The 21705-nt window shown below is 69.1% G+C and carries 20 protein-coding genes; 15 read left to right on the forward strand and 5 right to left on the reverse strand.

Features of this window, described 5'->3' with window-relative positions; translation table 11 throughout:
• Positions 1-5: 5 nt before the first annotated feature.
• Positions 6-848 (reverse strand): SDR family NAD(P)-dependent oxidoreductase, encoded by an 843-nt coding sequence (locus CQ034_RS19080; RefSeq protein WP_105712357.1) that lies wholly within the window; start codon positions 846-848, stop codon positions 6-8.
• An 8-nt stretch (positions 849-856) separates the two neighbouring features.
• Positions 857-1513 carry a GntR family transcriptional regulator gene (locus tag CQ034_RS19085; protein ID WP_029263151.1) on the reverse strand — a complete coding sequence of 219 codons (657 nt, stop codon included), beginning with the start codon at positions 1511-1513 and terminating at the stop codon, positions 857-859.
• Between the two features lie 153 nt (positions 1514-1666).
• Here CQ034_RS19085 and CQ034_RS19090 point away from each other — a divergent pair, with 153 nt between their 5' ends.
• Genes CQ034_RS19090 through CQ034_RS19110 form a run of 5 tightly spaced genes read left to right on the forward strand, consistent with a single transcriptional unit; the run spans position 1667 to position 8517 of the window.
• Complete coding sequence (locus CQ034_RS19090; protein ID WP_105712342.1) at positions 1667-3031, forward strand: MFS transporter; 1365 nt, start codon at positions 1667-1669, stop codon at positions 3029-3031.
• On the forward strand, positions 3031-5211 hold the full coding sequence (locus tag CQ034_RS19095) for a DUF4148 domain-containing protein (protein ID WP_258134286.1): 2181 nt from the start codon (positions 3031-3033) through the stop codon (positions 5209-5211). The genes CQ034_RS19090 and CQ034_RS19095 overlap by 1 nt, the downstream gene beginning before the upstream one ends.
• 31 nt (positions 5212-5242) lie before the next feature.
• Positions 5243-6634 (forward strand): hypothetical protein, encoded by a 1392-nt coding sequence (locus CQ034_RS19100; protein ID WP_105712344.1) that lies wholly within the window; start codon positions 5243-5245, stop codon positions 6632-6634.
• Between the two features lie 54 nt (positions 6635-6688).
• Entirely contained in the window at positions 6689-7444 is a 756-nt protein-coding gene (locus CQ034_RS19105) for an SDR family NAD(P)-dependent oxidoreductase (RefSeq protein ID WP_105712345.1), read from the forward strand.
• Positions 7441-8517, forward strand: a complete 1077-nt coding sequence (locus tag CQ034_RS19110; RefSeq protein WP_105712346.1) for a mandelate racemase/muconate lactonizing enzyme family protein — start codon at positions 7441-7443, stop codon at positions 8515-8517. The genes CQ034_RS19105 and CQ034_RS19110 overlap by 4 nt, the downstream gene beginning before the upstream one ends.
• Positions 8518-8648: 131 nt before the next feature.
• Here CQ034_RS19110 and CQ034_RS19115 read toward each other — a convergent pair whose 3' ends face one another.
• Positions 8649-9464, reverse strand: coding sequence for a zinc-ribbon domain-containing protein (locus CQ034_RS19115; RefSeq protein WP_181156389.1), 816 nt, complete (start codon positions 9462-9464; stop codon positions 8649-8651).
• A gap of 118 nt (positions 9465-9582) precedes the next feature.
• On the opposite strand from CQ034_RS19115, the gene dinB reads away from it, so the two are divergent.
• The 3 genes from dinB to CQ034_RS19130 all read left to right on the forward strand — a co-directional run bounded on the left by dinB (position 9583) and on the right by CQ034_RS19130 (position 11601).
• Entirely contained in the window at positions 9583-10779 is a 1197-nt protein-coding gene (gene dinB / locus CQ034_RS19120; protein WP_105712358.1) for a DNA polymerase IV, read from the forward strand.
• A 271-nt stretch (positions 10780-11050) separates the two neighbouring features.
• A complete protein-coding gene (locus CQ034_RS19125; protein ID WP_181156387.1) occupies positions 11051-11326 on the forward strand; it encodes a type II toxin-antitoxin system Phd/YefM family antitoxin in 276 nt (91 codons plus the stop codon).
• Complete coding sequence (locus CQ034_RS19130; RefSeq protein ID WP_105712359.1) at positions 11326-11601, forward strand: type II toxin-antitoxin system RelE/ParE family toxin; 276 nt, start codon at positions 11326-11328, stop codon at positions 11599-11601. Before CQ034_RS19125 ends, CQ034_RS19130 begins: the two co-directional genes overlap by 1 nt.
• Before the next feature lie 18 nt (positions 11602-11619).
• Here the strand turns inward: CQ034_RS19130 and CQ034_RS19135 are convergent, their stop codons facing one another.
• Together CQ034_RS19135 and CQ034_RS19140 are read right to left on the reverse strand one after the other, a co-directional pair.
• On the reverse strand, positions 11620-11985 hold the full coding sequence (locus CQ034_RS19135; protein ID WP_105712348.1) for a nuclear transport factor 2 family protein: 366 nt from the start codon (positions 11983-11985) through the stop codon (positions 11620-11622).
• On the reverse strand, positions 11978-12727 hold the full coding sequence (locus CQ034_RS19140) for an SDR family NAD(P)-dependent oxidoreductase (protein ID WP_029263139.1): 750 nt from the start codon (positions 12725-12727) through the stop codon (positions 11978-11980). The genes CQ034_RS19135 and CQ034_RS19140 overlap by 8 nt, the downstream gene beginning before the upstream one ends.
• A 76-nt stretch (positions 12728-12803) precedes the next feature.
• On the opposite strand from CQ034_RS19140, the gene CQ034_RS19145 reads away from it, so the two are divergent.
• From CQ034_RS19145 to CQ034_RS19175, 7 genes are all read left to right on the forward strand, one after another.
• Positions 12804-13778, forward strand: coding sequence for a C-terminal binding protein (locus CQ034_RS19145; RefSeq protein ID WP_105712349.1), 975 nt, complete (start codon positions 12804-12806; stop codon positions 13776-13778).
• Between the two features lie 13 nt (positions 13779-13791).
• Positions 13792-14646: a fumarylacetoacetate hydrolase family protein gene (locus CQ034_RS19150; RefSeq protein ID WP_105712350.1), complete on the forward strand. Its 855-nt coding sequence runs from the start codon at positions 13792-13794 to the stop codon at positions 14644-14646.
• Between the two features lie 170 nt (positions 14647-14816).
• Positions 14817-17264, forward strand: coding sequence for a polysaccharide lyase 8 family protein (locus CQ034_RS19155; RefSeq protein WP_105712351.1), 2448 nt, complete (start codon positions 14817-14819; stop codon positions 17262-17264).
• A 185-nt stretch (positions 17265-17449) separates the two neighbouring features.
• Entirely contained in the window at positions 17450-18766 is a 1317-nt protein-coding gene (locus tag CQ034_RS19160; RefSeq protein WP_105712352.1) for an ABC transporter substrate-binding protein, read from the forward strand.
• A 14-nt stretch (positions 18767-18780) separates the two neighbouring features.
• Positions 18781-19722, forward strand: a complete 942-nt coding sequence (locus CQ034_RS19165; RefSeq protein ID WP_105712353.1) for a carbohydrate ABC transporter permease — start codon at positions 18781-18783, stop codon at positions 19720-19722.
• Positions 19719-20684 carry a carbohydrate ABC transporter permease gene (locus CQ034_RS19170; protein ID WP_219860821.1) on the forward strand — a complete coding sequence of 322 codons (966 nt, stop codon included), beginning with the start codon at positions 19719-19721 and terminating at the stop codon, positions 20682-20684. Before CQ034_RS19165 ends, CQ034_RS19170 begins: the two co-directional genes overlap by 4 nt.
• The gene (locus CQ034_RS19175) at positions 20671-21696 is read left to right on the forward strand and encodes a hydroxyacid dehydrogenase (RefSeq protein ID WP_105712354.1); all 1026 of its coding nucleotides are present in this window, start codon (positions 20671-20673) and stop codon (positions 21694-21696) included. Before CQ034_RS19170 ends, CQ034_RS19175 begins: the two co-directional genes overlap by 14 nt.
• Positions 21697-21705: the final 9 nt, after the last annotated feature.

Here is a 21705-nt window from a genome sequence, read left to right on the forward strand (position 1 = left end):
GGGGGTCAGGGGGACGGGATGCCGACGAGCTCGGCACTGCGCTGCCAGAGGGCCTCGGCGAGATCCGGGTCGTTCACCTGCGGGTTGACCTTCGTGGTGAGGGTGCGCTCGTCGTAGTACGCGCCGGAGAACCAGGTGTCGCCGGGGGTGCCCTCGATGAACCAGCGCAGAGTGTCGCCGCCCTTGTCCGCGCCGATGAGCAGGAGGTGCTTGAGGGGCGTGCGGTAGAGCAGCCGCATGATGCTCGACGAGTCGGACGCGAAGTTCGTCTGCACGGTGCCCGGGTGGAACGCCACCGCGCTGAGTCCGTCGGCGTGGAACTTCGTGTGCAGGCTCTTCGCGAACAGCACGTTGGCGAGCTTCGCGTCGCCATAGGCCTTGTTCGGGCTGAAGCGGCGGGCGTTGTCGAGGTCGTCGACGTCGATGTGCCCGAAGAGGCGGTGCGCGATGCTCGAGGTGTTGATGACCACGCCGCCGGATGCCAACAGCTGCGGCAGCAACAGATTCGTGAGCAGGAACGGCGCCAGGTGATTGACCTGCATCGTCTTCTCGAAGCCGTCGACGGTCGGGGTCTGATCTCCGAAGATGCCGCCGGCGTTGTTCGCCAGGACGTGGATGCCGCCATCGCCGACGGCATCCGTGATCTTCCCCGCCAGCGCCCGCACGTCGTCGAGGCGGGCGAAATCGGCCGTGAACCAGTCCGATCCGGTCTCCTCCGCGACCGCGCGGGTCTTCTCGACGGATCGGCCGACCAGGATCAGGCGGTTCGACGGCGAGGCGAGCTGGCGGGCGGCGGCTGCACCGATCCCGTCGGATGCTCCGGTGAGGACGATCGTCTTCTGGGGCACGGGCCGTGTCACTCGGCTTCGGCCGAGGGGGTGATGCGCCGGACCGCGCGGGTCACGTGCTCGGTGATGACCGCCTGCGCCCGGTCGGGGTCGCCGCTCGCGATGGCGTCGACGATCTGCTGGTGGCTGCGCACGTGCTCCTCGAGCTCGGCGGGGTCGAGCGCCGCGTTCGCGGCGTGCAGGAATCCGGTGATGCGTCCGCGCAGCTGACCGCTCACCTCGTCGAGGAAGCGATGCTCGGCGAGGTCGGCGAGGGTCTCGTGGAACAGGCGGTCCTGGCGCAGCACCTCGTCGATGTCGCCGGGTGCCGCATCCGACATCGCCTGGATGATGGCTCCGAGGCGGGCGGCGGATTCCTCGTTCCAGCGCTCCTGCACCCGGATGGCCATGAACTGCTCGAGCACGATCCGCAGGCTCGAGATCTCCTCCAGGTCCTGCGCGCTCAGCTGCGCGACGCGGGCTCCGCGGCGGGGCTCGCGGGTGATCAGACGCTCCTCGGCCAGGCGGGTCAGGGCCTCGCGCACCGGGATGTGACTCACACCGAGCCGGTCGGCGAGCTTTCGTTCGACGAGGCGCTCGCCGGGCGCGAGCTCTCCGGAGTGGATGGCGGCGCGCAACTCGTCCGCGACCTGTTCGGCGATGTTCTGATCCGAGACGCTGCGCATTCGGGTGCCCTCTCGATCCGCGGCGCAGCCTCGTCGAGTGGTGCGCATTCGTTCGCTCGATGCTATGGCATTTCTCGGATCGGTGGACACCGCCCTGGTTTTGCTAGATGCTATAGCAAAGCCACTTGAACGAGGACGAACGAAGGAGTTGTCATGTCCGGGACCGGAATCGCCCCCGATACGCGCACGCCCGAAGAAGTCGGGGCATCCGCCATGAAGAAGGCGATCTGGCGCCTTGGCCCGTTCCTCGGGCTGCTGTACCTCGTCGCCTACATGGACCGCAACAATGCGGGCTTCGCCAAGCTGGAGATGACGGCGGCGCTGCAGATCACCGAGGCCGCGTTCGGGTTCGCCGCCGGCATCTTCTTCATCGGATACCTGCTCTTCGAGGTGCCCAGCAACCTCTTGCTCGAGCGCTTCGGCGCCCGCAAGTGGATCGCGCGCATCATGGTCTCCTGGGGACTCGTCGCCGCCCTCACCGCCTTCGTGCAGGACGCGACCCAATTCGCGATCGCCCGGTTCGTCCTGGGCATCGCCGAGGCGGGCTTCTTCCCCGGTGTGCTCCTCTACCTCACGCTCTGGTTCCCGCGGCAGTACCGCACCCAGGTGCTCGCGGTGTTCGTGCTGTCCAACCCGATCGCGAATGCGGTGGCCGCGCCGCTGTCCGGCTGGATGCTCGAACTCCACGGCATGTGGGGGCTCGACGGCTGGCAGCTCGTCTTCCTGCTGCAGGGCATCCCCGCCGTGCTCCTCGCGTTCGTCGTCTTCTTCTGGCTGCCCGATCGTCCGCAGGATGCTCGCTGGCTGGACCCGACCGAACAGCGGTGGATCAACGACACCCTCGCCGCCGAGACGGCGGCCACCGAGCAGAAGCACGGGCGTCTGCGCCTGCGCGAGGTGTTCAGCAACGGACGTCTGTGGACGCTGATCGTGCTGTTCTTCGGAGTCGTCTTCGGTGCCTACGGACTGGGCATGTGGCTGCCGACGATCGTGAAGAGCATGGGCGACTTCTCCAACGTCACGACCGGGTGGCTCGTCGCGCTACCGAACCTGTGTGCAGCCCTCGTCATGCTGCCGTGGGAGCGCGCGGCCAGGAAGCAGGGCAACATCCCCCTGCAGATCGGTATCACGCTCACCATCACCGCGCTCTCGCTCATCGCGGCGGTTGCCGCGCAGGGCACGCCGATCCTCGCCCTCGTCGCGTTGTGCGTCGGCATGTCCGCACTGTTCTCGACGACGCCGCTGTTCTGGAGTCTGCCGCCGATGGTACTCACGGGCACCGCGGCCGCTGCCGGGCTCGCCTTCATCAACTCGGTCGGCAACCTTGCCGGGTTCGCCGGCCCGTATGCGATCGGCTGGATCAGCGAGACCACGGGGTCGGCGATCTGGGGGCTGCTCCTCATCGCCGGGCTCACGTTGCTCGGTGCGACCATCGCGTTCGTGTTGAGCCGACGCGCGGACTTCACCGTTCCCGCCGAGGTCCTCCTGAAGGCCAACGCGAAGACCGGGGTGCGTTGATGGCCGTTGACGCGGAGGGCGCGGTGCGTTCCACTGGACGCCGCGCCCTCATGGCCGGATTCGGTGCGGTCGCGCTCGGCGCTGCCGGCTCCCTCGCCGTCGCGACACCCGCGCAGGCGGCCCCCGTCACCATGGGTGCGAAAGACATCACCAGGGCGGAGACCGTCGCCGACCTGTCCCGCCTGCGTGCGCGGGCCGGCGAGGTGGCCATCGTCGCCGGCTACCGGACACCGGGCGACGCCGGGCTGCTCGTGTACGTGGGGTCCGACGCGGCGAAGATCAAGCCCAACGGCGGCACGGTGGTCGCCGGCACGCGCGGCACCACCTGGCTGCTGCAGCATGACGGCACGCTCGACTTCCGGGTCTTCGGCATCACGGGGCCCGAGAAGGCGGCCGATGATGCGCTCGCCGCGATGGTGAACGATCCCCGCACCCGGCGGATCGAAGCGCACACGGATCTGCTGTTCCAGAAGCGGCATCGCTTCACGCGCTCCCATCTCGAGATCGACTTCGGCGGGCATGTCATCGCGACCGAGGGCATCGAGCCGAACACCCACGACAACCCGTTCGGCGCCGTGATGTTCTTCACCGGGGTGTCCCGAGACGTCGTCGTCGAGCATCAGCTGGCCGAGGCCTGGCCTGAGCTGACGGATGCGGTCGCCGTCCCCGATGCGGCGAAGTTCCCGGTCGACACCTGGTGGGCGGTGCAGTGCGACACGGTCGCCGGGGGCGGCGCCGATGAGCGCGAGCTCCAGCGGTTCGTCCAGGTGACGCAGCAGATCGACGGACAGCACATCCGGATCAACTATCTCAACGGCTGGCCGCTGGACAAGGGCCGCACGCTCACCTGGCGGCAGATGGCTCCCGTCGAAGGGGTGCGCATCTCGAACATGCGGTTCCTCGGCGCCGGGCCCTTCGACGGACCCACCGACGGCTCGTTCCCCGACGCCCGCGAGCTGACCGGCTCGCACCCGATCGCCTTCGAGTACGCGATCGGATGCGATGTCGCCGATGTGCACGCCAGTCGCACCTGGTGGCCCGTCGTGATGCGGCGGTGGAACACCCACTTCACGACCGAACGCTGCTCGGTCGAGAACCCGCCCACGGTGTTTTACGGCGGCGCGGGGTATCTCACACAGCAGATCTACTGCCTCTACGGGCGGGTGAGCGACTGCACGTCGTCGAACGCGCGGCACCTCAACGACCTGACCGCCAGTGCCTACTGCCTCGTCGAGAACTGCCATGGTGACGGCGACGATCAGGGCGGCAACCCGTTCACCACCCACGGTCAGTACGAGCACGACCTCACCTTCATCGGCAACTCGGGGCTCATGGACATCGCCAACTCCGGTGCGCAGTGGGGTACCTCCGCCAAGCGCATCACGGTGCGCGATCACGTCTGCTCATGGTTCGTCGCCGGCACGAAGATTAGCGACCTGACGCTGGAGAACGTGCGCGTGATCGGGCGGTCGACCTTCGACCCGCAGGCGACCATGACGATCAACGCCGACGGTGCCCAGGTTCGCGGCTGCACGGCCGGGCTGCTCGCCATCGGGCAGCGGTCGGCCCGATCGTCGCGGCCGACGACGATCGAGGACAGCACCTTCGCGCTCCCGAAAGACCAGGTGCTCATCCAGACCCCGGTCACGGTTCCCGTCAGCTTCGTGCGCTGCACGATCACCGGAATCGACGGGGCGAAGGCGCGCGGTTCCGGACCCGTCGAGTTCGTCGACTGCCGGTTGAGCGGCCCGGCGAAGGGCGCGCCCGCCGAGATCGGTGCGTCGAGGGTCACCATCCGGGGCGGCTCGGTGCGCGATGCCGTGCTCTCCGCGACCGCCGTGCGCGACCAGGCCATCGCGCTGGAGGGCGTCGAGCTCAGCACCGAGCGCGCGGAGGGCGCCATGCTGTCCCGAGCCGCCGGATCGGGGGTCATCACCTGGCGTCTGAGCGGCCTGACCTCGACGGCGCCGAAGGGCGTGGCGCACGTCGACATCGGTGCCGGCGTCAACCACGCGCGCGTCACCGGCAGTCAGTTCGTCGGAGGGCGGCTGCGGTTGGCCGACGGCTTCTCGGATCCCTCCACGCTCCTGTACAGCGACAACGTCGAGCGTGGCGTCGAGGCGGATCTCCCCGAGGCCGGCGACCGCGTGCTGATCGCCGACGTGCTGACGAGTGCGTGACCGGCATCATGGAGAACATGGAGGACCTCGTTTGAACGACACGGCAGCGGCCACCCAGCTCGGCGATCGCATCCGCATCCCCCGCACCCGAGCGCGCATCGGCGTCGCCCGGCGCGACATCACTCCGCCGCTCGGCATCCGTGCCAAGAACTGGGGGCCCGCCGACTGGGAGCGCTCCGAGGGGGCGCACCGTCCGTTCGAACTGACCGCGCTCGCCGTGATCGCGGGAGACGGGCGGCCACGCGTGCTGCTCGCCGTGGACGGCACGTGGTGGCGCCGCGTGGCCGACGAGCAGGGCGTCCGCGGCGCGATCCTGGACGGCCTCGGACTCGACCCCGACCAGCTGATGCTCTCGCTCTCGCACACCCACGCGGGCGCGGTGCTGTGTGCCGCCGACGCGCACCTGCCGGGTGGCGAACTCATCCCCGGGTACCTCGAAGCTCTCGCCGCCGCGGGCATCGCCGCCGGGCGAGAGGCCCTCGACGGCGCGGTCCTCGGACTCATCGAGTGGACGACCGGCCGCTGCACGCTCGCGGCCGACCGCGAGCTCGACGTCGACGGTCGTGCGCTCGTGGGCTTCAATCCCGCCGGCGCCGCCGACGACACCGTCATGATCGGCCGCCTCAGCGTCGACGGTGTCGTGCGCGGCACGCTCGTGAACTATGCCTGCCACCCGACCACGCTCGCCTGGCAGAGCCGTGAGGTGTCGCCGGACTACGTCGGCGCGATGCGCGAGATCGTCGAGGCCGCCACGGGTGCGCCGTGCCTGTTCGTGCAGGGCGCCTCGGGCGAGCTGGCGCCCCGCGAGCAGTACACCGGCGACGTCACGGTCGCCGACCGCCACGGACGCTCGCTCGGGCACGCAGTGCTCGCGGCCCTCGATTCGCTGCCGGCGCCGGGGGAGGAACTGACGCTCGAGGGCGTCGTGGAGTCGGGAGCGCCGCTGGCGATCTGGGCGGGAGAGGTGGCTCTCGGCGGGGAGGGCGCGGCCGGTTCGGTGACGTCGGTCGAGCTGCCGCTGCGCGACCTGCCGACGCTGGAAGAGCTCGCCGAGGAGTGGAAGGACATCGACCCGCGCTCCCGCGAGGAACGCCTCGGCCGCGCGCGCAACCTGCGTGACGGGTACATCGACGGCCCGACGGTGCAGCATCCGGTCTGGGCCTGGCGGCTCGGCGATGCGGTGATCGTCGGGCATCCGGGCGAGGCGTACTCGCGCCTGCAGACCGCGTTGCGAGCGCGGTTCCCCGAGACGCCGATCGTCGTGATGAACCTCACGAACGGCCCCGGCTTCGTGTACCTGCCGACACGCGACGCGTATGACCGCGGGGCGTATCAGGCGTGGCAGACGCCGCTGGCTCCCGGCGCGCTCGACCTGCTCGAGGAGCATGTCGCGGCGGTCGTCGCGGATCTGCTCGACCGCTGAGTCACCCGGCCACTACACTTGCTATAGCAAATCTCGAACCCCCTGAGGAGAGCAATGACCGCGCCCGTCGCCATCGTCACCGGAGGATCCGCCGGCATCGGCTGGGAGATCGGCCAGCGCCTCGCCGCCGACGGCTACAGGGTCGTCGCCGCGGACCGCGTGCCCGGACTCACCGCGGGAGAGAACCCCGCCGGCATCCTGTGGCGCGAGCTCGACGTGACCGACCACGCCGGCGTCGACCGGGTGTTCGGCGAGATCGAGGCCGAGCTCGGACCCATCGAGGTGCTCGTCAACAACGCCGGCATCCAGCGCCACCGCGGCATCGAAGACCTCAGCTGGGACGAATGGTCGGCCGTGGTCGACGTGAACCTGCACGGCGTCTTCTCGGCGTTGCAGGCCGCAGGGAAGCGGATGCTGAAGCGCGGCGACGGCCGCATCGTGAACATCTCGTCCATCTCGTCGCGCGGGTCGGCGGGGCGTGCGCCTTACGCCACGACCAAGGCGGCGGTGATCGGCCTCACCTCGACCGCCGGTGCCGAGTGGGCCTCGCGTGGCGTGCGGGTCAATGCAGTCGCGCCCGGCTACGTCGACACGGGCGTCTTCCGGCATGGTGTCGAGGCGGGCACGCTCAGCCTCGACACGATCCTGTCGCGCATCCCCGCGAAGCGCCTGGGCGATGCGAGCGAGATCGCCGCGGCCGTCAGCTTCCTCGTCTCAGACCAGTCCCGCTACATGAACGGCCAGACCCTCTACGTCGACGGCGGCTTCATGGTCGACTACGGCGTACCCCTCGCGAAGAAGCCCGAATGAGCACGATCGCCCGTATCGACACGGCCACGGCCGTGCTGCCCCTTCCCGCGCCCCTGCAGTTGGGCGCGATGACCGTGACCCGCCGCGAGTACAGCGCGGTGCAGGCGTTCGCCGACGACGGCACGACCGGCGTCGCGTACTGCCTGTCGCGCGAGGCGCCGATGGCCGAGATCGTCGACCGGCTCGTCGCGGCGCATGCGGTCGGTGCGGATGCCGACGACCCGACATCGACCTGGGAGCGGATGCTGCGCGGCAGCGCCATCGTCGGACGGGTGGGGCTCGTGCGGCGGGCCATCGGCCTCGTCGACATCGCGCTGTGGGACATCGCAGCCCAGCGTGCGGACGTGCCGCTGTGGACGCTGCTCGGCACCGGAGACGCGCCGCGGGACTCGATCCTCGTCGCCGCGTATCCGTCGGCTGACCGGCCTCCGCGCGAGGTCGCCGACGAGGTTCTCGCGCAGGCCGACGGCTGGACGTACGTGAAGGTCTCCCGCATTCCCGATCCGGCATATATGCGCGAACTGTTCGCCCTGCTGAACGCCGAGCTGCCCTCCGCGACCGGTCTGATCGTCGACGTCGGCTTCGGCTGGCCGGATGCCGATGCCGCCCTGGCCGAGATCGCGCAGTGGGGCGACCCGCAGCTGGCCTGGCTCGAAGACCCGCTGCTCCCCGAAGACGCCGCAGGTGTCGCGCGCATCCGCCGGGAATCGGGACTTGCCGTCTCGGTCGGCGACGAGGTCACCGACCCCGCCGTGCTGAAGGCTCTGGTCGAGGTCGGCGGGGTCGAAGCGCTGCGGCTCGATGTGGTCGCGATCGGTGGTGTGACCCCGGCGCGCGAGCTGATCGGATGGGCGGCCGAGCGCGGCGTGCCCGTCTCGGGGCATGTCTACCCCGAGGTCACCGCCCACCTGGGGATCGGCGTCGAGACCTTCGCGCGGGGCGTCAACCCCTACGACCCGGCGCCGTCGTTCGTGCTCGGCGGTCCGTCGTTCGAGGGGCGGATCCGGCCGACGGATGCCGTGGGGCTCGGGTTCACGCTCGATCCCGGCGTGTTCCGGTTCGGGAAGGACTGAGGCGGCGACTTCCGGCAGTCGCGTCGCGCGTTCTGAAGGAGAAGTCGCGGAATGAAGGACGTTCTGCGCTGTCGGCTCCTTCATTTCAGGAGTTCTCCTTCGCGGCGGGTGGCCGGAAGTGCGGCACCGTCTCACCGGAGGTACGCATCCACGAGCAGCGCACCGCGGATCGCCCGCAGCTCGTCGATGATGCGCGCGATGCTCTTCGCGCTCACCGACGAGAGCGCGAGATCGTGCGGACCGAGAGGCTCGAGCTTGCCGGTGCGGATGCGGATGACCTCCCACCCCGCAGCGCGGAGGGCGCGGTCCTTGCGCAGATCCGCATCCTGCCGCTTGCCGACGTGCTCGAGGCCGTGACGGCCGACCGTGTCGTACTCGAGCGCGACGCGCAGTTCCGGGAACACGATGTCCGGCCAGACTTCCGTGTGGCGGAAGAACGGGCGCGACACTTTCACCGCGTTCACCGCCGCGTCGAACTCGATCAGCGCTCCGAGGTCTGCCCGTAGACGTCCTTCCACCGCGGATGCCGGGCGCGGAGCGCACGCGCTCACGAACGCGGTTCCGGCGGGCAGATCGGGCGTCTGGGTGCAGAGAGCGGGCGCGGGGCGACGGGGTTTGCGCGGGAGGGCGCGTGCCTCGCCGAGCACGACCGGTTGCGGACGGGCGAGGGCGGAGCACTCGGGACACCACGCGGAGCGGCGCCGCACCTGGCCCGGTCGCTCGCGCTGCTCGGTCGGGGTGGCGGCGAACCGGTGTCCGACCGGGCACTCCCAGCAGAGCAGCACATCGGCCGCGAGCGGGACCTGCGACAGCGCGATGCCGTGGTTGAGCTCGGGGTGGTACTGCCGGATCAGCTCCGGGTATGCCGCCCATCCGGCGCGGTACGTGCCCACGTCATACGGAACGGCGCGACCGCGGGAGAACTGCCGTCGCGCCCACCACTGCATCACCGGTTCCGGCACGCGCCGACGATATCCGCGAGCACGGACATCAGGCCGCCCTCGTTCGATCCCGAGCCGGATGTCCCCGGTCCGTGCGACGATCCGCACGTCGACGGGAGAACGGATGCGCGGGGAAGCCACGGTGCTGCACGCCGACCTCGATGCGTTCTACGCGTCGGTCGAGCAGCGCGACGCCCCGGAACTGCGGGGTCGACCGGTCATCGTGGGCGGCGGGGTCGTGTTGGCAGCGAGCTACGAGGCGAAGGCGCGCGGCGTCCGCACGGCCATGGGCGGCCGGCAGGCGCGCGAGCTCTGCCCGGATGCCGTCGTCGTCCCCCCGCGCATGGACGCGTACTCCGCCGCGAGCAAAGACGTGTTCGCGATCTTCCGCGACACCACGCCGCTCGTCGAGGGGCTCTCGATCGACGAGGCGTTCCTCGAGGTCGGTGGTCTGCGGCGCATCGCCGGTACGCCCGAGCAGATCGCGGCACGGTTGCGGGAACGCGTGCGTACGGAGGCCGGGTTGGCGATCTCGGTGGGGGTCGCGCGCACGAAGTTCCTCGCGAAGGTCGCCAGTGCCGTGATCAAGCCCGACGGACTGCTGGTCGTGGAACCCGAGCGCGAGGAGGAGTTCCTGCTTCCCCTTCCGGTCGAACGGTTGTGGGGTGTGGGGGCCGTGACGGCCGAGAAGCTGCACCGCTACGGCATCCGCACGGTCGGTGAGCTCGCCGAGCTCGAGGCCGCGACGGCGGAGAGGATGCTGGGCAAGGCGACGGGTGCCCATGTGCACGCGCTGGCCCGGCTGCGGGATCCGCGTCCGGTCGACACCACCCGGCGGCGCGGATCCGTCGGCTCGCAGCGCGCCCTCGGCAGCCGCCCGCGGTCCGCGGAGGAGCTCGACCTCATCCTCACCCAGATCGTCGACCGGCTCGCTCGCCGCCTCCGCGACGGCGACCGCGTCTGCCGCACCGTCGTGCTGCGGCTGCGCTTCGGCGACTTCACGAAGGCCACCCGCTCCCGCTCGCTCCGCGCGCCGACCGATCGCACCGCCATCGTGCTCACTGTGGCCCGCACCCTGCTCGCCGCGGCGCAGGCCGACATCACGGCGCGCGGCATCACCCTGATCGGCATCTCGCTGTCGCAGCTCGACCGCGCCGGGAACGTGCAGCCCGAGCTGCCGATCGACTGGGGCGATGAGGCGCGACTCGACTCCGTGCTCGACACGCTGCGTGATCGCTACGGCTCGACCTCGGTGGCGCGGGCGGCGCAGCTGGGGCGCGATCCTGGGTGGTCGTCGCCGACCCTGCCCGAGCACGAGTGACCCGGGCGCGCGTGTGTGCTGACGTTGCGACCGCGTGTGCTGAAGCTGTGACCACGCGTGCTGCAGCTGCGCCCGCGCGTGCTGAAGGAGAAACCACGACATGAAGGAGCGTTCTCGCGGAAGGCTCCTTCATTCTGGGAGATCTCCTTCATGCCGAGAGGGCCGCCCCCGCAGCCCAGCCCCATCGTTGGGACAAGCGGGTTCTCGCGCGGAGGAGCAAGCTGCGGACAGAATATTGGCCTATAAACTGGCCTGACTTTAGGCTAGATTTATGGACGTGCAGACGATCTCGGTCAGCGAGGCGAAGGACAGGTTCTCGCAGTTGGTGGAAGCAGTGGACACCACGCACGAGGCGGTGACCATCACGCGCCACGGGCGACCCGCCGTCGTCATGTTGAGCGTCGATGATCTCGAAGCGCTGCAGGCCACTCTCGCGCTGCTGCAGGATCCGCAGCACGTCGAAGAGGTGGCGGAGGCAGATGCGGATATCGCTGCGGGTCGCACGTTGAGTCTCGCAGAAGTGCGAGAGCAGCTGGCTCGCCGGTGATGCCGGAGCCCTACGACATCCAGCTCACCGGCCCTGCTGTTCGCGCACTGCATCGTCTGGAACCCAAGCTCGCCGACGCGGTGCTCCGGTTCCTCGAAGGTCCGCTCGCCGAGAATCCGCTGCGCACGACCAAGGCGCTCGGCGCTGAGCTCGAAGGGCAGCGCAGCGGCTACATCGGTATCGCGTATCGTGTCGTCGTTCGCGTCGATGAGGACGCGCGTACCGTGTACGTGCTGCGCATCGCCCACCGCTCGGACGTCTACCGCCGAAAGTGACGCCGCGTCCTGCGCGCTTCAGGCCTTGAGCATCGAGGCGCGGGAGATCAGTCCGTCGACCACGTCGAAGGTGGCGATGGTCTCGGTCGCGACGCCCGCGTTGATGACCTGCTCCTGCGCGACGACCCAGCGGGTGCCGAACAGCACGCTCGTCTCGATCACGCACGACAGCTCGGGATTCTGCAGCCGCGGCTCGTAGAACGCGCGGATCGCGGCCGAGCCCACCACCGGTTCGGGAGCGACGCCGGTGATCACGGCATCCGCGGCGTACGTCGCGACGAAGGCGTCGAGGTCGTGCGCGTTGAACGCGTCGAGCTGCGCCTGGACGGTATCAGCGGCGGAGCGGGATGCGGCGGAACGGTCGGCGGCAGCGTGGTCAGTCAATGCGAACGCCTCCGTTGACGTCGTAGGTGGCGCCGGTGATGAAGCGGGCGCGCTCCGACGCGAGCGAGGTGATGATCCAGGCGACGTCCTCGGGCTGGCCGAACGCGCCGAGGGGGATGCCGGCTTCGAGCTTCTCGCGGCCCGCCCCCTGCAGCTGGTCGGTGATCGCGCTCTTGACCGGGCCCGGGGTGACCGCATTCACGCGGATGCCCTCCGCTGCGAGGTGTCGGGCGAAGCTGCGCGTGATCGCGAGGATCGCCCCCTTGCTGGCGGCGTAGTGGATGCCGGTCTGCAGCGCGCCGACCTGCCCGGCGATCGACGCGATGTTGATCACGGAGCGGTCACCCTCGGCGGCCCGAAGCAGCGGAAGGGCGCCGCGGGTGAGGAAGAACGTGCCGCGGGCGTTGGTCTCGAGGACCATGTCCCACTCGTCGAAGTCGATGTCGTCGTAGGCGGTGTACGGGCACACGCCGCCGTTGTTGATGAGCACGTGCAGCGAGCCCCAGGCGTCCGTGATCTCGCCGACCAGCGCGTCGATCGACTCGCGCTCGCGCAGGTCGAGACGCGAGACGTGCACCTCGGGGGAGCCTGCCGCCCGGCACTCCTCGGCGACGCGGAGAGCTTCGGCTTCCCGTCCGGCGTACGTGATCCAGAGGGCGGTGCCCTCGCGGGCGAGGTCGAGGGCGGCGGCGGTTCCGATACCGGAACTGGCCCCCGTGATCAGAGCGCGGCGCGTAGTCATGCGTCCGATGCTATAGCAAATGATGGCCAACCGTAGTGCCGTGCGGACATCTGCTAGATGCTATAGCATCGCTCTCATGACTGAGCCCTTCATCCTCGTCAGCGACTGCGACCTGCCAGGAACCGTCATCGAGGACACCCTCCGGCAGGCCGGGCTGCGCGCCGAGCGCGCCGCATCCGGCAACCTCGACGACATCGCCGCCGCCGGCTCCGACGCCGAAGGGCTCGTCGTGCAGTGGGCGCAGATCACCGGCGAGGTGATGGACCGGATGCCGAACCTGCGCATCATCAGCCGCGTGGGCATCGGCTACGACATGGTCGACGTCGAGGCGGCCACCGCCCGCGGCATCGCCGTCGCGAACACCCCCAGCTACTGCATCGAAGAGGTCGCCGCGCACACCATCGCGATGATCATGACGCAGGCCCGCGGTCTCCCCGCCTACGACCGCGCCGTGCGCGCCGGCACCTGGAAGGCCGTCGACGCCCGCCCGCTCGCCGTGCGTCCCTCGGCCACCACCGTCTCGGTGCTCGGCTTCGGTCGCATCGGGTCGATGGTCGCCCGCGGATGCCGAGCGCTGGGTTTCCGGGTGCTCGTCGCCGACCCCTACGCCCCCGCCGACGCCGTGCGCGATGCCGGCTGCGAGCCCGTGAGCATTCCGGATGCCGTGGCGCAGGCCGACATCCTCACGCTGCACGTGCCGCTCACCGACGAGACCCGGCACCTGGTCGATGCTGCGGCCATCGCGACCATGAAGCCCGGCGCCGTCGTGGTGAACACGTGCCGCGGCCCGCTCATCGACGAGGATGCGCTCGCGGACTCGCTGCGCGCCGGGCACCTGGGTGCCGCCGCCCTCGATGTGTTCGCGGGGGAGCCCCTCGCCGCCGACTCGCCGCTGCGCGACCTCGAACAGGTGCTCCTGACCCCGCACGCCGCCTGGTTCTCGCCCGAGGCCCTGGCGGATCTGCCCGTGCACGCGGCCGAGAACATCATCCGGTATCTCGCCGGTGAGTCCGTGCCGATCGTCAACCCGACCTACGCCGCCGCGCGCTGACCGAAGGATCATCATGGAACTGCTGCGACTGGGCCCGGTCGGCCACGAACGCCCGTACGTCCGCGAGGGCGGCGTCGTCTACGACCTGGCACCCCTCACCGCCGACATCGACGGCGCCTTCCTCGCGTCCGACGGCATCGCCCGGGTGCGCGCGGCACTGAGCGGCGGCGAGCTGTCCACGGCCGACGTCGACGGACTGCGCATCGGCGCCCCGGTCGCGCGTCCGACCGCGGTGGTCTGCATCGGTCAGAACTACGCCGCGCACGCGGCCGAGTCGGGGTCGCTGCCGCCCGAGCATCCGGTGATCTTCTTCAAGCATCCGAACACCGTCGTCGGCCCGGACGACGTCGTGCTGCTGCCGCCGGGCGCCGAGAAGGTCGACTGGGAGGTCGAGCTGGCGATCGTGATCGGCAAGACCGCCCGCTACCTGTCGTCGCCGGAGGCCGCGCGCGAGGTGATCGCCGGGTACACGATCTCTAACGACGTGTCGGAGCGGGCGTACCAGCTCGACGTGTCGGGTGGACAGTGGTCGAAGGGCAAGTGCTCCGAGACGTTCAACCCGCTCGGGCCCGCGCTCGTGCCCGCCGACGAGGTCGACCCGCAGGCGCTGCGGCTGCGCTCCTTCGTGAACGGCGAACCGCGTCAGGACTCCTCGACAGCCGACATGATCTTCCCCGTGCTGCAGATCGTGCACGAGTTGAGCCAGTACCTGGTGCTCGAGCCGGGCGACGTGATCAACACCGGCACCCCGCAGGGTGTCGCGCTCTCCGGACGCTTCCCGTACCTGCAGGACGGCGACGAGATGACGATCGAGATCGAGGGGCTCGGCCGCCAGCACCAGCGCACCGAGCGGGTGCACCTGGGCTGACACACCCTCTCGCGCCCGGCGGCCTGTGTCCGGGGCACGGTTCCTTTTGCTGAGTGCACCGTGCCTCGGGCAGAGGCCGTCGGTCGTCTCCACCGTCGCATTCACTCTGGACTCATTCCTTCACCCGAAGCTACGTTCCGTCTCAGACGCGACGATGCGGAGGAAGATTCATGGTTCAGCTCACGCGACGCACCCTTCTTCGGGTGTCCACAGGCATGGCGGCACTCACGCTCGCAGAGTCGATCTTCTCGGTGCTCCCCGAGCCGTGGGCGGGCACGACGACGATCGACCCGGCGCTGCGGGCGCGATGGGCGGACATCATCACCGGTCGCCACCAGGTCGTCTCTTCCGATGCGAGGTTCGCGACGGCGCTTTCGGCGCTGGACGCCCGTGTCACCGGGTGGCGGGCGATGCTCGATCCCACCGCGGCGTCGGTGTTCACCGATCTGCCGGTGACGGGCGTGAATCCCGATGCTCAGGGCGTGCGCACCGCGCAGAAGATCCGCCAGTCGTACACGCGGCTGCTCGACTTCGCCGTGGCATGGGCGACCCCGGGCTCGATTCATCATGCCGATTCGACCCTGGTCGCGCAGATCTCCTCGGGTCTCGGCTCACTCACTGCGGCGGGATTCGCGTCCGGCACCGCGATGGCCGCCGCGGACAACTGGTGGGATTGGCAGATCGGATCGCCCCGCGCTCTCGCGAGCGTCCTCGTGCTCGTCGGCGACGAGCTGCCGTCCGCCCAGGTCGCTGCGGGGTGTGCGGCGATCGACCACTTCGTGCCGGACCCGTGGTTCCTCGATCCGCTGAAGGGGCTTCCCGTGAAGGAGTCGACCGGGGCGAACCGGATGGACATGTGCCAGACGGTCATCGTCCGTGCTCTTCTGGACGGAGACGTCCCGAGGCTCGAGAGAGCGCGCGCGGGATTGGCGCCGGTGTGGGCGACCGTCCTGGAGGGAGACGGCTTCCACGCCGACGGCTCGATGATCCAGCATGCGAGCGTCCCGTACACGGGCTCGTACGGGATCGAGCTCCTGCTCGCGGCGTCGCGTCTGTTCGCACTCCTCGACCTCGGAGCAGCCGGACCGGAGTACGAGACATTCTTCGCCCTGGTCGGGAAGAGCTACCTGCCGGTCGTCTACCGCGGCAGGGTCATGGACCACGTGCGGGGCCGCGCTGTCGCCCGCCCGCTCGCCCGTAGTCAGGATGCCGGTTTCCAGGCGGTGGAGGGGCTGCTCCTGCTCGCAGAAGCCGCTCCTGCACCGGTGGCGACGCAGATCCGCGGGCGCGTGCGCTCCTGGGTGGACGAGGACTCCACCGGGCGGATCTTCGAGACGGGGTCGGTGGCGAGGACGGGCCTGGTCGTCGCGCTGATGAACAGCGCGGTGGCCGCTCTCCCCGAACCGTCCGCCGGTGCGACCGTCTTCAACGCGATGGCTCGGTGCATCGTGCGCAACGCGGACCACGCGATCGCGATCTCGGCATCGAGTCCGACGATCGCCTGGTACGAATGCAGCACGCTGGAGAACATCCGCGGCTACCATTCCGGCAGCGGCATGACGTACGTGTACGACGCCGACACCTCCCACTACGACGACGAGTTCTGGCCGACCGTCGACCGCTATCGGCTGCCGGGCACGACCGTGGAGCAGCTCGCTCTCCCGGATCGGATCGGCGGCACATCCGGCAAGGGGCGTCCGCCGGGGGAATGGACGGGCGGATCGTCCGTGATGTCGGACTCCCCTGACGCGGCGACGGTCTTCGCGCAGGATCTCCATGCGCCGCACGATCGGGCGGGGACGGGGGGAGCGTTCCGCGGCAGCGACATGCACGCCCGCAAGGCCTGGTTCCTCCAGGACGGCGTCCTCGTCGCCCTGGGCGCTGACATCTCCTCCAGCACCGGGGGCATCGTCGAGACCGTCGTCGAGAACCGGAATCTCCACGCCGCGGGAGCGGCGACATTGCGCGTCGACGGTGTCGTCCGCATCGCGACCCTGCCGAGCTCGCGCACGGAGAACGCGACCGGCCCGCTGAGCGTCCACATCGACGGTGTCGGCGGGTACTTCTTCCCGGTCGGTGGCAGCGTGAAGATGAAGCGCGAGGAACGCGCGGGCTCCTGGGCCGACATCAACACCACGGCCGGCATCGACGCGACTCCGCATGCACGCCGATACCTCACCCTCTGGCTCTGGCATGGCCAGAACTTCTCCGGTCGGTCGTATCAGTACGCGGTGCTGCCCGGAGCGTCCCTCGCCGAGACGCAGGCGTTCGCAGCAGCACCGAACTTCGCGGTGCTAGCGAACTCCGCCGAGTGCCAGGCGCTGCGGTTCGACGCGCGCGAGACGCGTCTGTTCACGTTCTGGCGGGCGGTGACCGTGGACGGGGTGACGGCGAGTGCGCCGTGCACCGTCGCCGTCAGCACCCGTGCCGATGGTGCGGTGATCATCGCGATCGATGAGCACGCGGGATCCGTGACGGCGCTGAGCGTGACGTTCGATGGCCTCGGAATCCCGTCGAGCTCGTCCTGCGCGGGCGGGTCCGTGGCGATCGTGGGCTCCCGCGTGGCGGTGACCCTCGCCTCCGGGGCGCGCCAGGCGGAGTGCGAACTCCACTTCTGAGACCGCCCGCCCCTCCCACGCTTCGCGGGCGTCACCCCGCGGTCGCGCGCTCTCCGGCGCGCCCGCGTGATCGGCCGAGAATCAATCGGAATTCATGCTTGATTCATTCTTCTGAGGGCCCGTTGAATCAGAGAACACCGCGCATCCCGAGCGGATCCTGAAGCTACGTCACAAAGGAGTACGTAATGAATTTGAGTTCGAATCGCGCTCGCCGCCGCGTTGCGGCCGCGGCAGGAGCGCTGCTCGTCACCACTCTCGTGACGGCCGGCTGCGGCACACAGATCCGTGGGGGCGACGATGACGACACGAAGGCGACTCTCACCTACTGGTCGGCGTGGAACGTCGGCGAGGCGCAGCAGGAGATCTTCGAAACCGTACGCACCGCCTTCACGGAGGAGACCGGCATCGACGTCGAGGTCGAGTACCTCGGTCGCCAGGTCACGCAGAACCTGATCAACGCTCTCGGCAACGGGACCGGGCCCGACCTCTTCGACGCGGGAAGCCGGAACATCCTCGATTACGAGGGCCGGGGCTTCCTGGCCGACCTCGACGAGCTGATGGAGACGGACATCCCCGGCGAGGACATCTCGGTGGGAGAGAGCTTCACGGACGCCGTCCGAGAGGCGGCATCGGGTGAGGAGGGCGTCGGGATCCTGCCGACCTACGTCAACTCCTCGGCGATCTGGTTCGACGCGTCGCAGTTCCCCGAACTCGAGAGCGACCCGCCGCAGGAGTGGGACGACTTCATCGCCCTCCTGGACGAGCAGAAGGCGGAAGGCCTCACCCCCCTCGGCGCGGATGGCACGGTGCCCAGCTACAACGTTTTCTGGCTTTACCAGCTGCTCGTGCAGGCCGAAGGGCCGGGAGCGCTCCGCTCGCTCGCGGAGGCACCGGAGAACTGGGATCAGCCGTACGTCCTCGAGGCTGCGCAGCGCGTCCAGCAGATCGTCGACGGCGGCTACCTGCAGGACGACTACATGGGCACGAAGTACCCGGATGCGCAGAATCAGTGGGCGCAGGGAGCGCACTCTTTCATGCTGGGCGGGTCGTACATGGAAGGGGAGACGCGAGACCAGCAGAAGGACGGCTTCACGGCTCGGACGTTCATGTTCCCGGCCGTTCCGGGCGGCACACCGACGGTCGAGGTGACCGCGAGCGGGCTCGCGATAAATGCCGACAGCAAGAACATGGACGCGGCGAACCAGTTCCTCGCCTTCGCCGCTCAGGAGAAGTTCCAGAAGCTGTACGCGTCCGATGCCGGGTTCATCGCGGCGCGCTCGGGCGTGGAGCAGCCGGAGACGCTGCGTGGGCTGGTCGAGCAGATCGAGAATGCCGACTCCGTCACCCAGTCGCACGATCTCGCCGCAGCGCTCCACCCGTCGTGGTGGAACGACATCCTGCTGCCTCTGGACGACGCCCTCTTCTCGGGCACCATCACCGCGGAGGAGTTCGTCGCACGCGGCAAGGAACAGACCGCCGCGTATCTCGCCGCCAACGGCTGATCGGCAGGCTCCCCATGGCGACCCCTCTCCTCCTCCACCGCCGCGCCGATCGGCAGGCATCGACCGACGCCACCGGTGTCGATCGGCTCGCGCTGCCCTTCCTCGTCCCCGCGGTGGCGATGATGACCATCACCCTCGTGATTCCATCGGTGTTCACGGCCGTGATCTCGCTGACCTCGTGGTCGGGACCGGGAGACGAGGTCGTCTGGGTGGGCCTGCGCAACTACATCGGATTGTGGGCGTCGGACGCGTTCCGCTCGTCGTTCGTGAACACGGCGGTGCTGCTGATCGTCGGCGGCATCCTCGTGTTCACGGTGGTCTTCGCCTCACTGATCGCGCTACGCGGCATGCGGGGCGGGGCATTCATCCGGTCCGTCGTGTTCGTGCCGGTGATCATCTCGCCGATCGCGATCGGTGTGGCGTTCGGCTTCCTCCTGAACCCGAACGGCGGCTTCAACCAGATCCTCGAAGCACTCTCGCTCGATGCCCTGCGCAGAGCCTGGTTGTCACCGGACGTCGTGTTCCAGGTGATCATCGTCGGTCTCGTGTGGAGCGTCAGCGGGTACTACCTCGCGATCGTCGCGACGGGCGTCGATCAGATCCCCGCGCACCTGTATGAGGAAGCGGAACTTGCGGGAGCGACTCGCACGCAGCAGTTCCGGATGATCACCATCCCGCTGAGCTGGGAGTCGCTCTCGGTCGCGATCGTGCTGTGGATCATCAGCAGCATGAAGACGTTCGAGATCGTGATCGCATTCGTCGGATCCCAGGGCGTGCCGCCTATCCAGGCGCGCACCGCGTCTGTGCAGCAGTACCTCGCGACGACCGGTGGTCCGGACGGAAGCCCGCAGCTCGCCTACGCGTCGGCGATCGGCATGGTGCTCTTCCTGCTCACCTCGGTCCTGGTGATGCTCGTGCGGAGACTTCTGAAGAGAGACAAGGTGGAACTGTCATGACGACCATGACCAGCCCCCCTCGCGCCCCCGAGGAGGCGAAGCAGCCGGTGCAGACCGGCCGCCACCCCCGCCTCCGGCGTACCGGGCATCGTCGGTGGACCGCTCCCATCGGTGACATCGTCATCCCGCGCGGCATCCAGGTCGCGCTGTGGGTGTGGGTGTCGTTCAACCTCCTGATGGCGGTGTGGGTGGGGATCACGTCCCTGAAGTCGGACAGCGAGATCTTCGCCACACCCTTCGGTCTTCCCGCATCGCCGGAGTGGGAGAACTTCGTGAGCGCGTGGACGGTTTCCGGTTTCGGCGGCGTGACGTTCAACACGATCGTCATCGTGACGATCTCCGCCTCTCTGACGATCGCGCTGGGAGCCCCCGCCGCATATGTGCTCGCCAGGAGTTCGCGACGATGGATCTCGGGCATCAACACCTATACGGCGCTGTGCGTGGCACTGCCGGTGCAGACGATCCTCGTACCGCTCTTCATCGCGAAGACGGAGGTGCATCAGTTCGCCGTCGAGATCCTCTTCGGTTGGTGGGATGACCGGATCACGCTCGTCTTCATCTACGTCGGCACTTCTCTCCCGTTCACGATCTTCCTGCTCACCGCCGCCTTCAGGGGGCTTCCCTCAGCGCTTCCCGAGGCTGCGGCGCTCGATGGGGCGTCGCCCGCGCGCACCTTCTGGAGCATCATGATGCCGGTCGCCTGGCCGGCGGTGAAGAGCGCGTTCGTCCTGAACTTCCTGCACATGTGGAACGAAGCGCTCCTCGTGCTGGTGCTGATCAACTCTCCGAGCGAGCAGACCCTGCCCGCTGCACTTCTCCGGTTGTACGGCACCATGCAGTACAACTCCAACTGGGGAGGCCTGTTCGCCGGAGTCGTGATCGTCATCTATCCGATGATCCTGCTGTATCTGTGGGTCGGTCGCCGCATCATGGAAGGGATGACCTCCGGTGCCGTCAAGTGATCTTGGAGGTCGCGGACAGCTCCCGACCATCGTCATCAGCGCCGACGACGGAGACGCCGACAGACTGTTCCCTGCGAACGTGCTCGCGCCGTTGCGCGAGCACGGCCGGGTCGTGCACGTGGGTGGCGACTTGAGCGTGCTCGACGTGGAGGACAGGCGATCCGCCGAGGTGCTCCTGACCAGCTGGGGGACGCACGAGATCTCTGCCGGCGTGCTCGACGGGTTCTCCTCGCTCGAGGCGATCATCCACACGGGGGGTTCGGTGAAGCGGCTCCTCACGGACGACGCGTGGGAGACGGGCGTGCGCGTCTCGACCCAGGTCGAGCGCAACGCGGAGGCGGTCGCCGAGTACGCGGCGGCGATGATCGTCGCGAGCCTGAAAGGCGTGTTCCGACTGCGTCGCGACTACATCCGCGAAGGTGCGACGCTCGATCGGGGGCCGCGTCTCGACACGCTCGGGATCACGGCCAAGACCGTCGGCCTGGTGGGAGCGTCCCGCGTCGGGCGTGCGGTGGCGCGACTCATCGCACGACACGATCTGCAGGTGCTCGTCTACGACCCGTACGTCGATGCCGTCGAAGCGGATTCTCTGGGTGCCCGGCTGACGTCGTTGGAGACGCTCATGCGCGACAGCGACGTGGTGTCCCTGCACGCCCCGGCCACTCCGGGCACGCGCGGGATGATCACCCGTCGGCTGCTGGAGAGCATGAGCCCCGGTGCCACGCTCATCAACACCGCCCGCGGATCGATCGTCGACCAGGACGCCCTCATCGACGTGCTCCGCACCCGCGATCTCTTCGCGATCCTCGATGTCACCGAACCCATGGTCCCCGCCGCCGACTCGGCGTTGTGGGCGCTGGAGAACGTCTTCCTGACGCCCCATCTCGCCGGTGCCACGGGGTCGGATCTCCAGCGGCTCGGCCGAGGAGCAGTCGACGAGGCGATTCGAGTGCTCACGGGCGAGGAGCTCGCGCACCGGGTGCGGGCCGAAGACCTTTCGCGAATCGCGTGAGCCCCGGGG

Origin of the sequence: Microbacterium sp. MYb45 (assembly GCF_002979655.1) — a bacterium.
Lineage (GTDB): Bacteria > Actinomycetota > Actinomycetes > Actinomycetales > Microbacteriaceae > Microbacterium.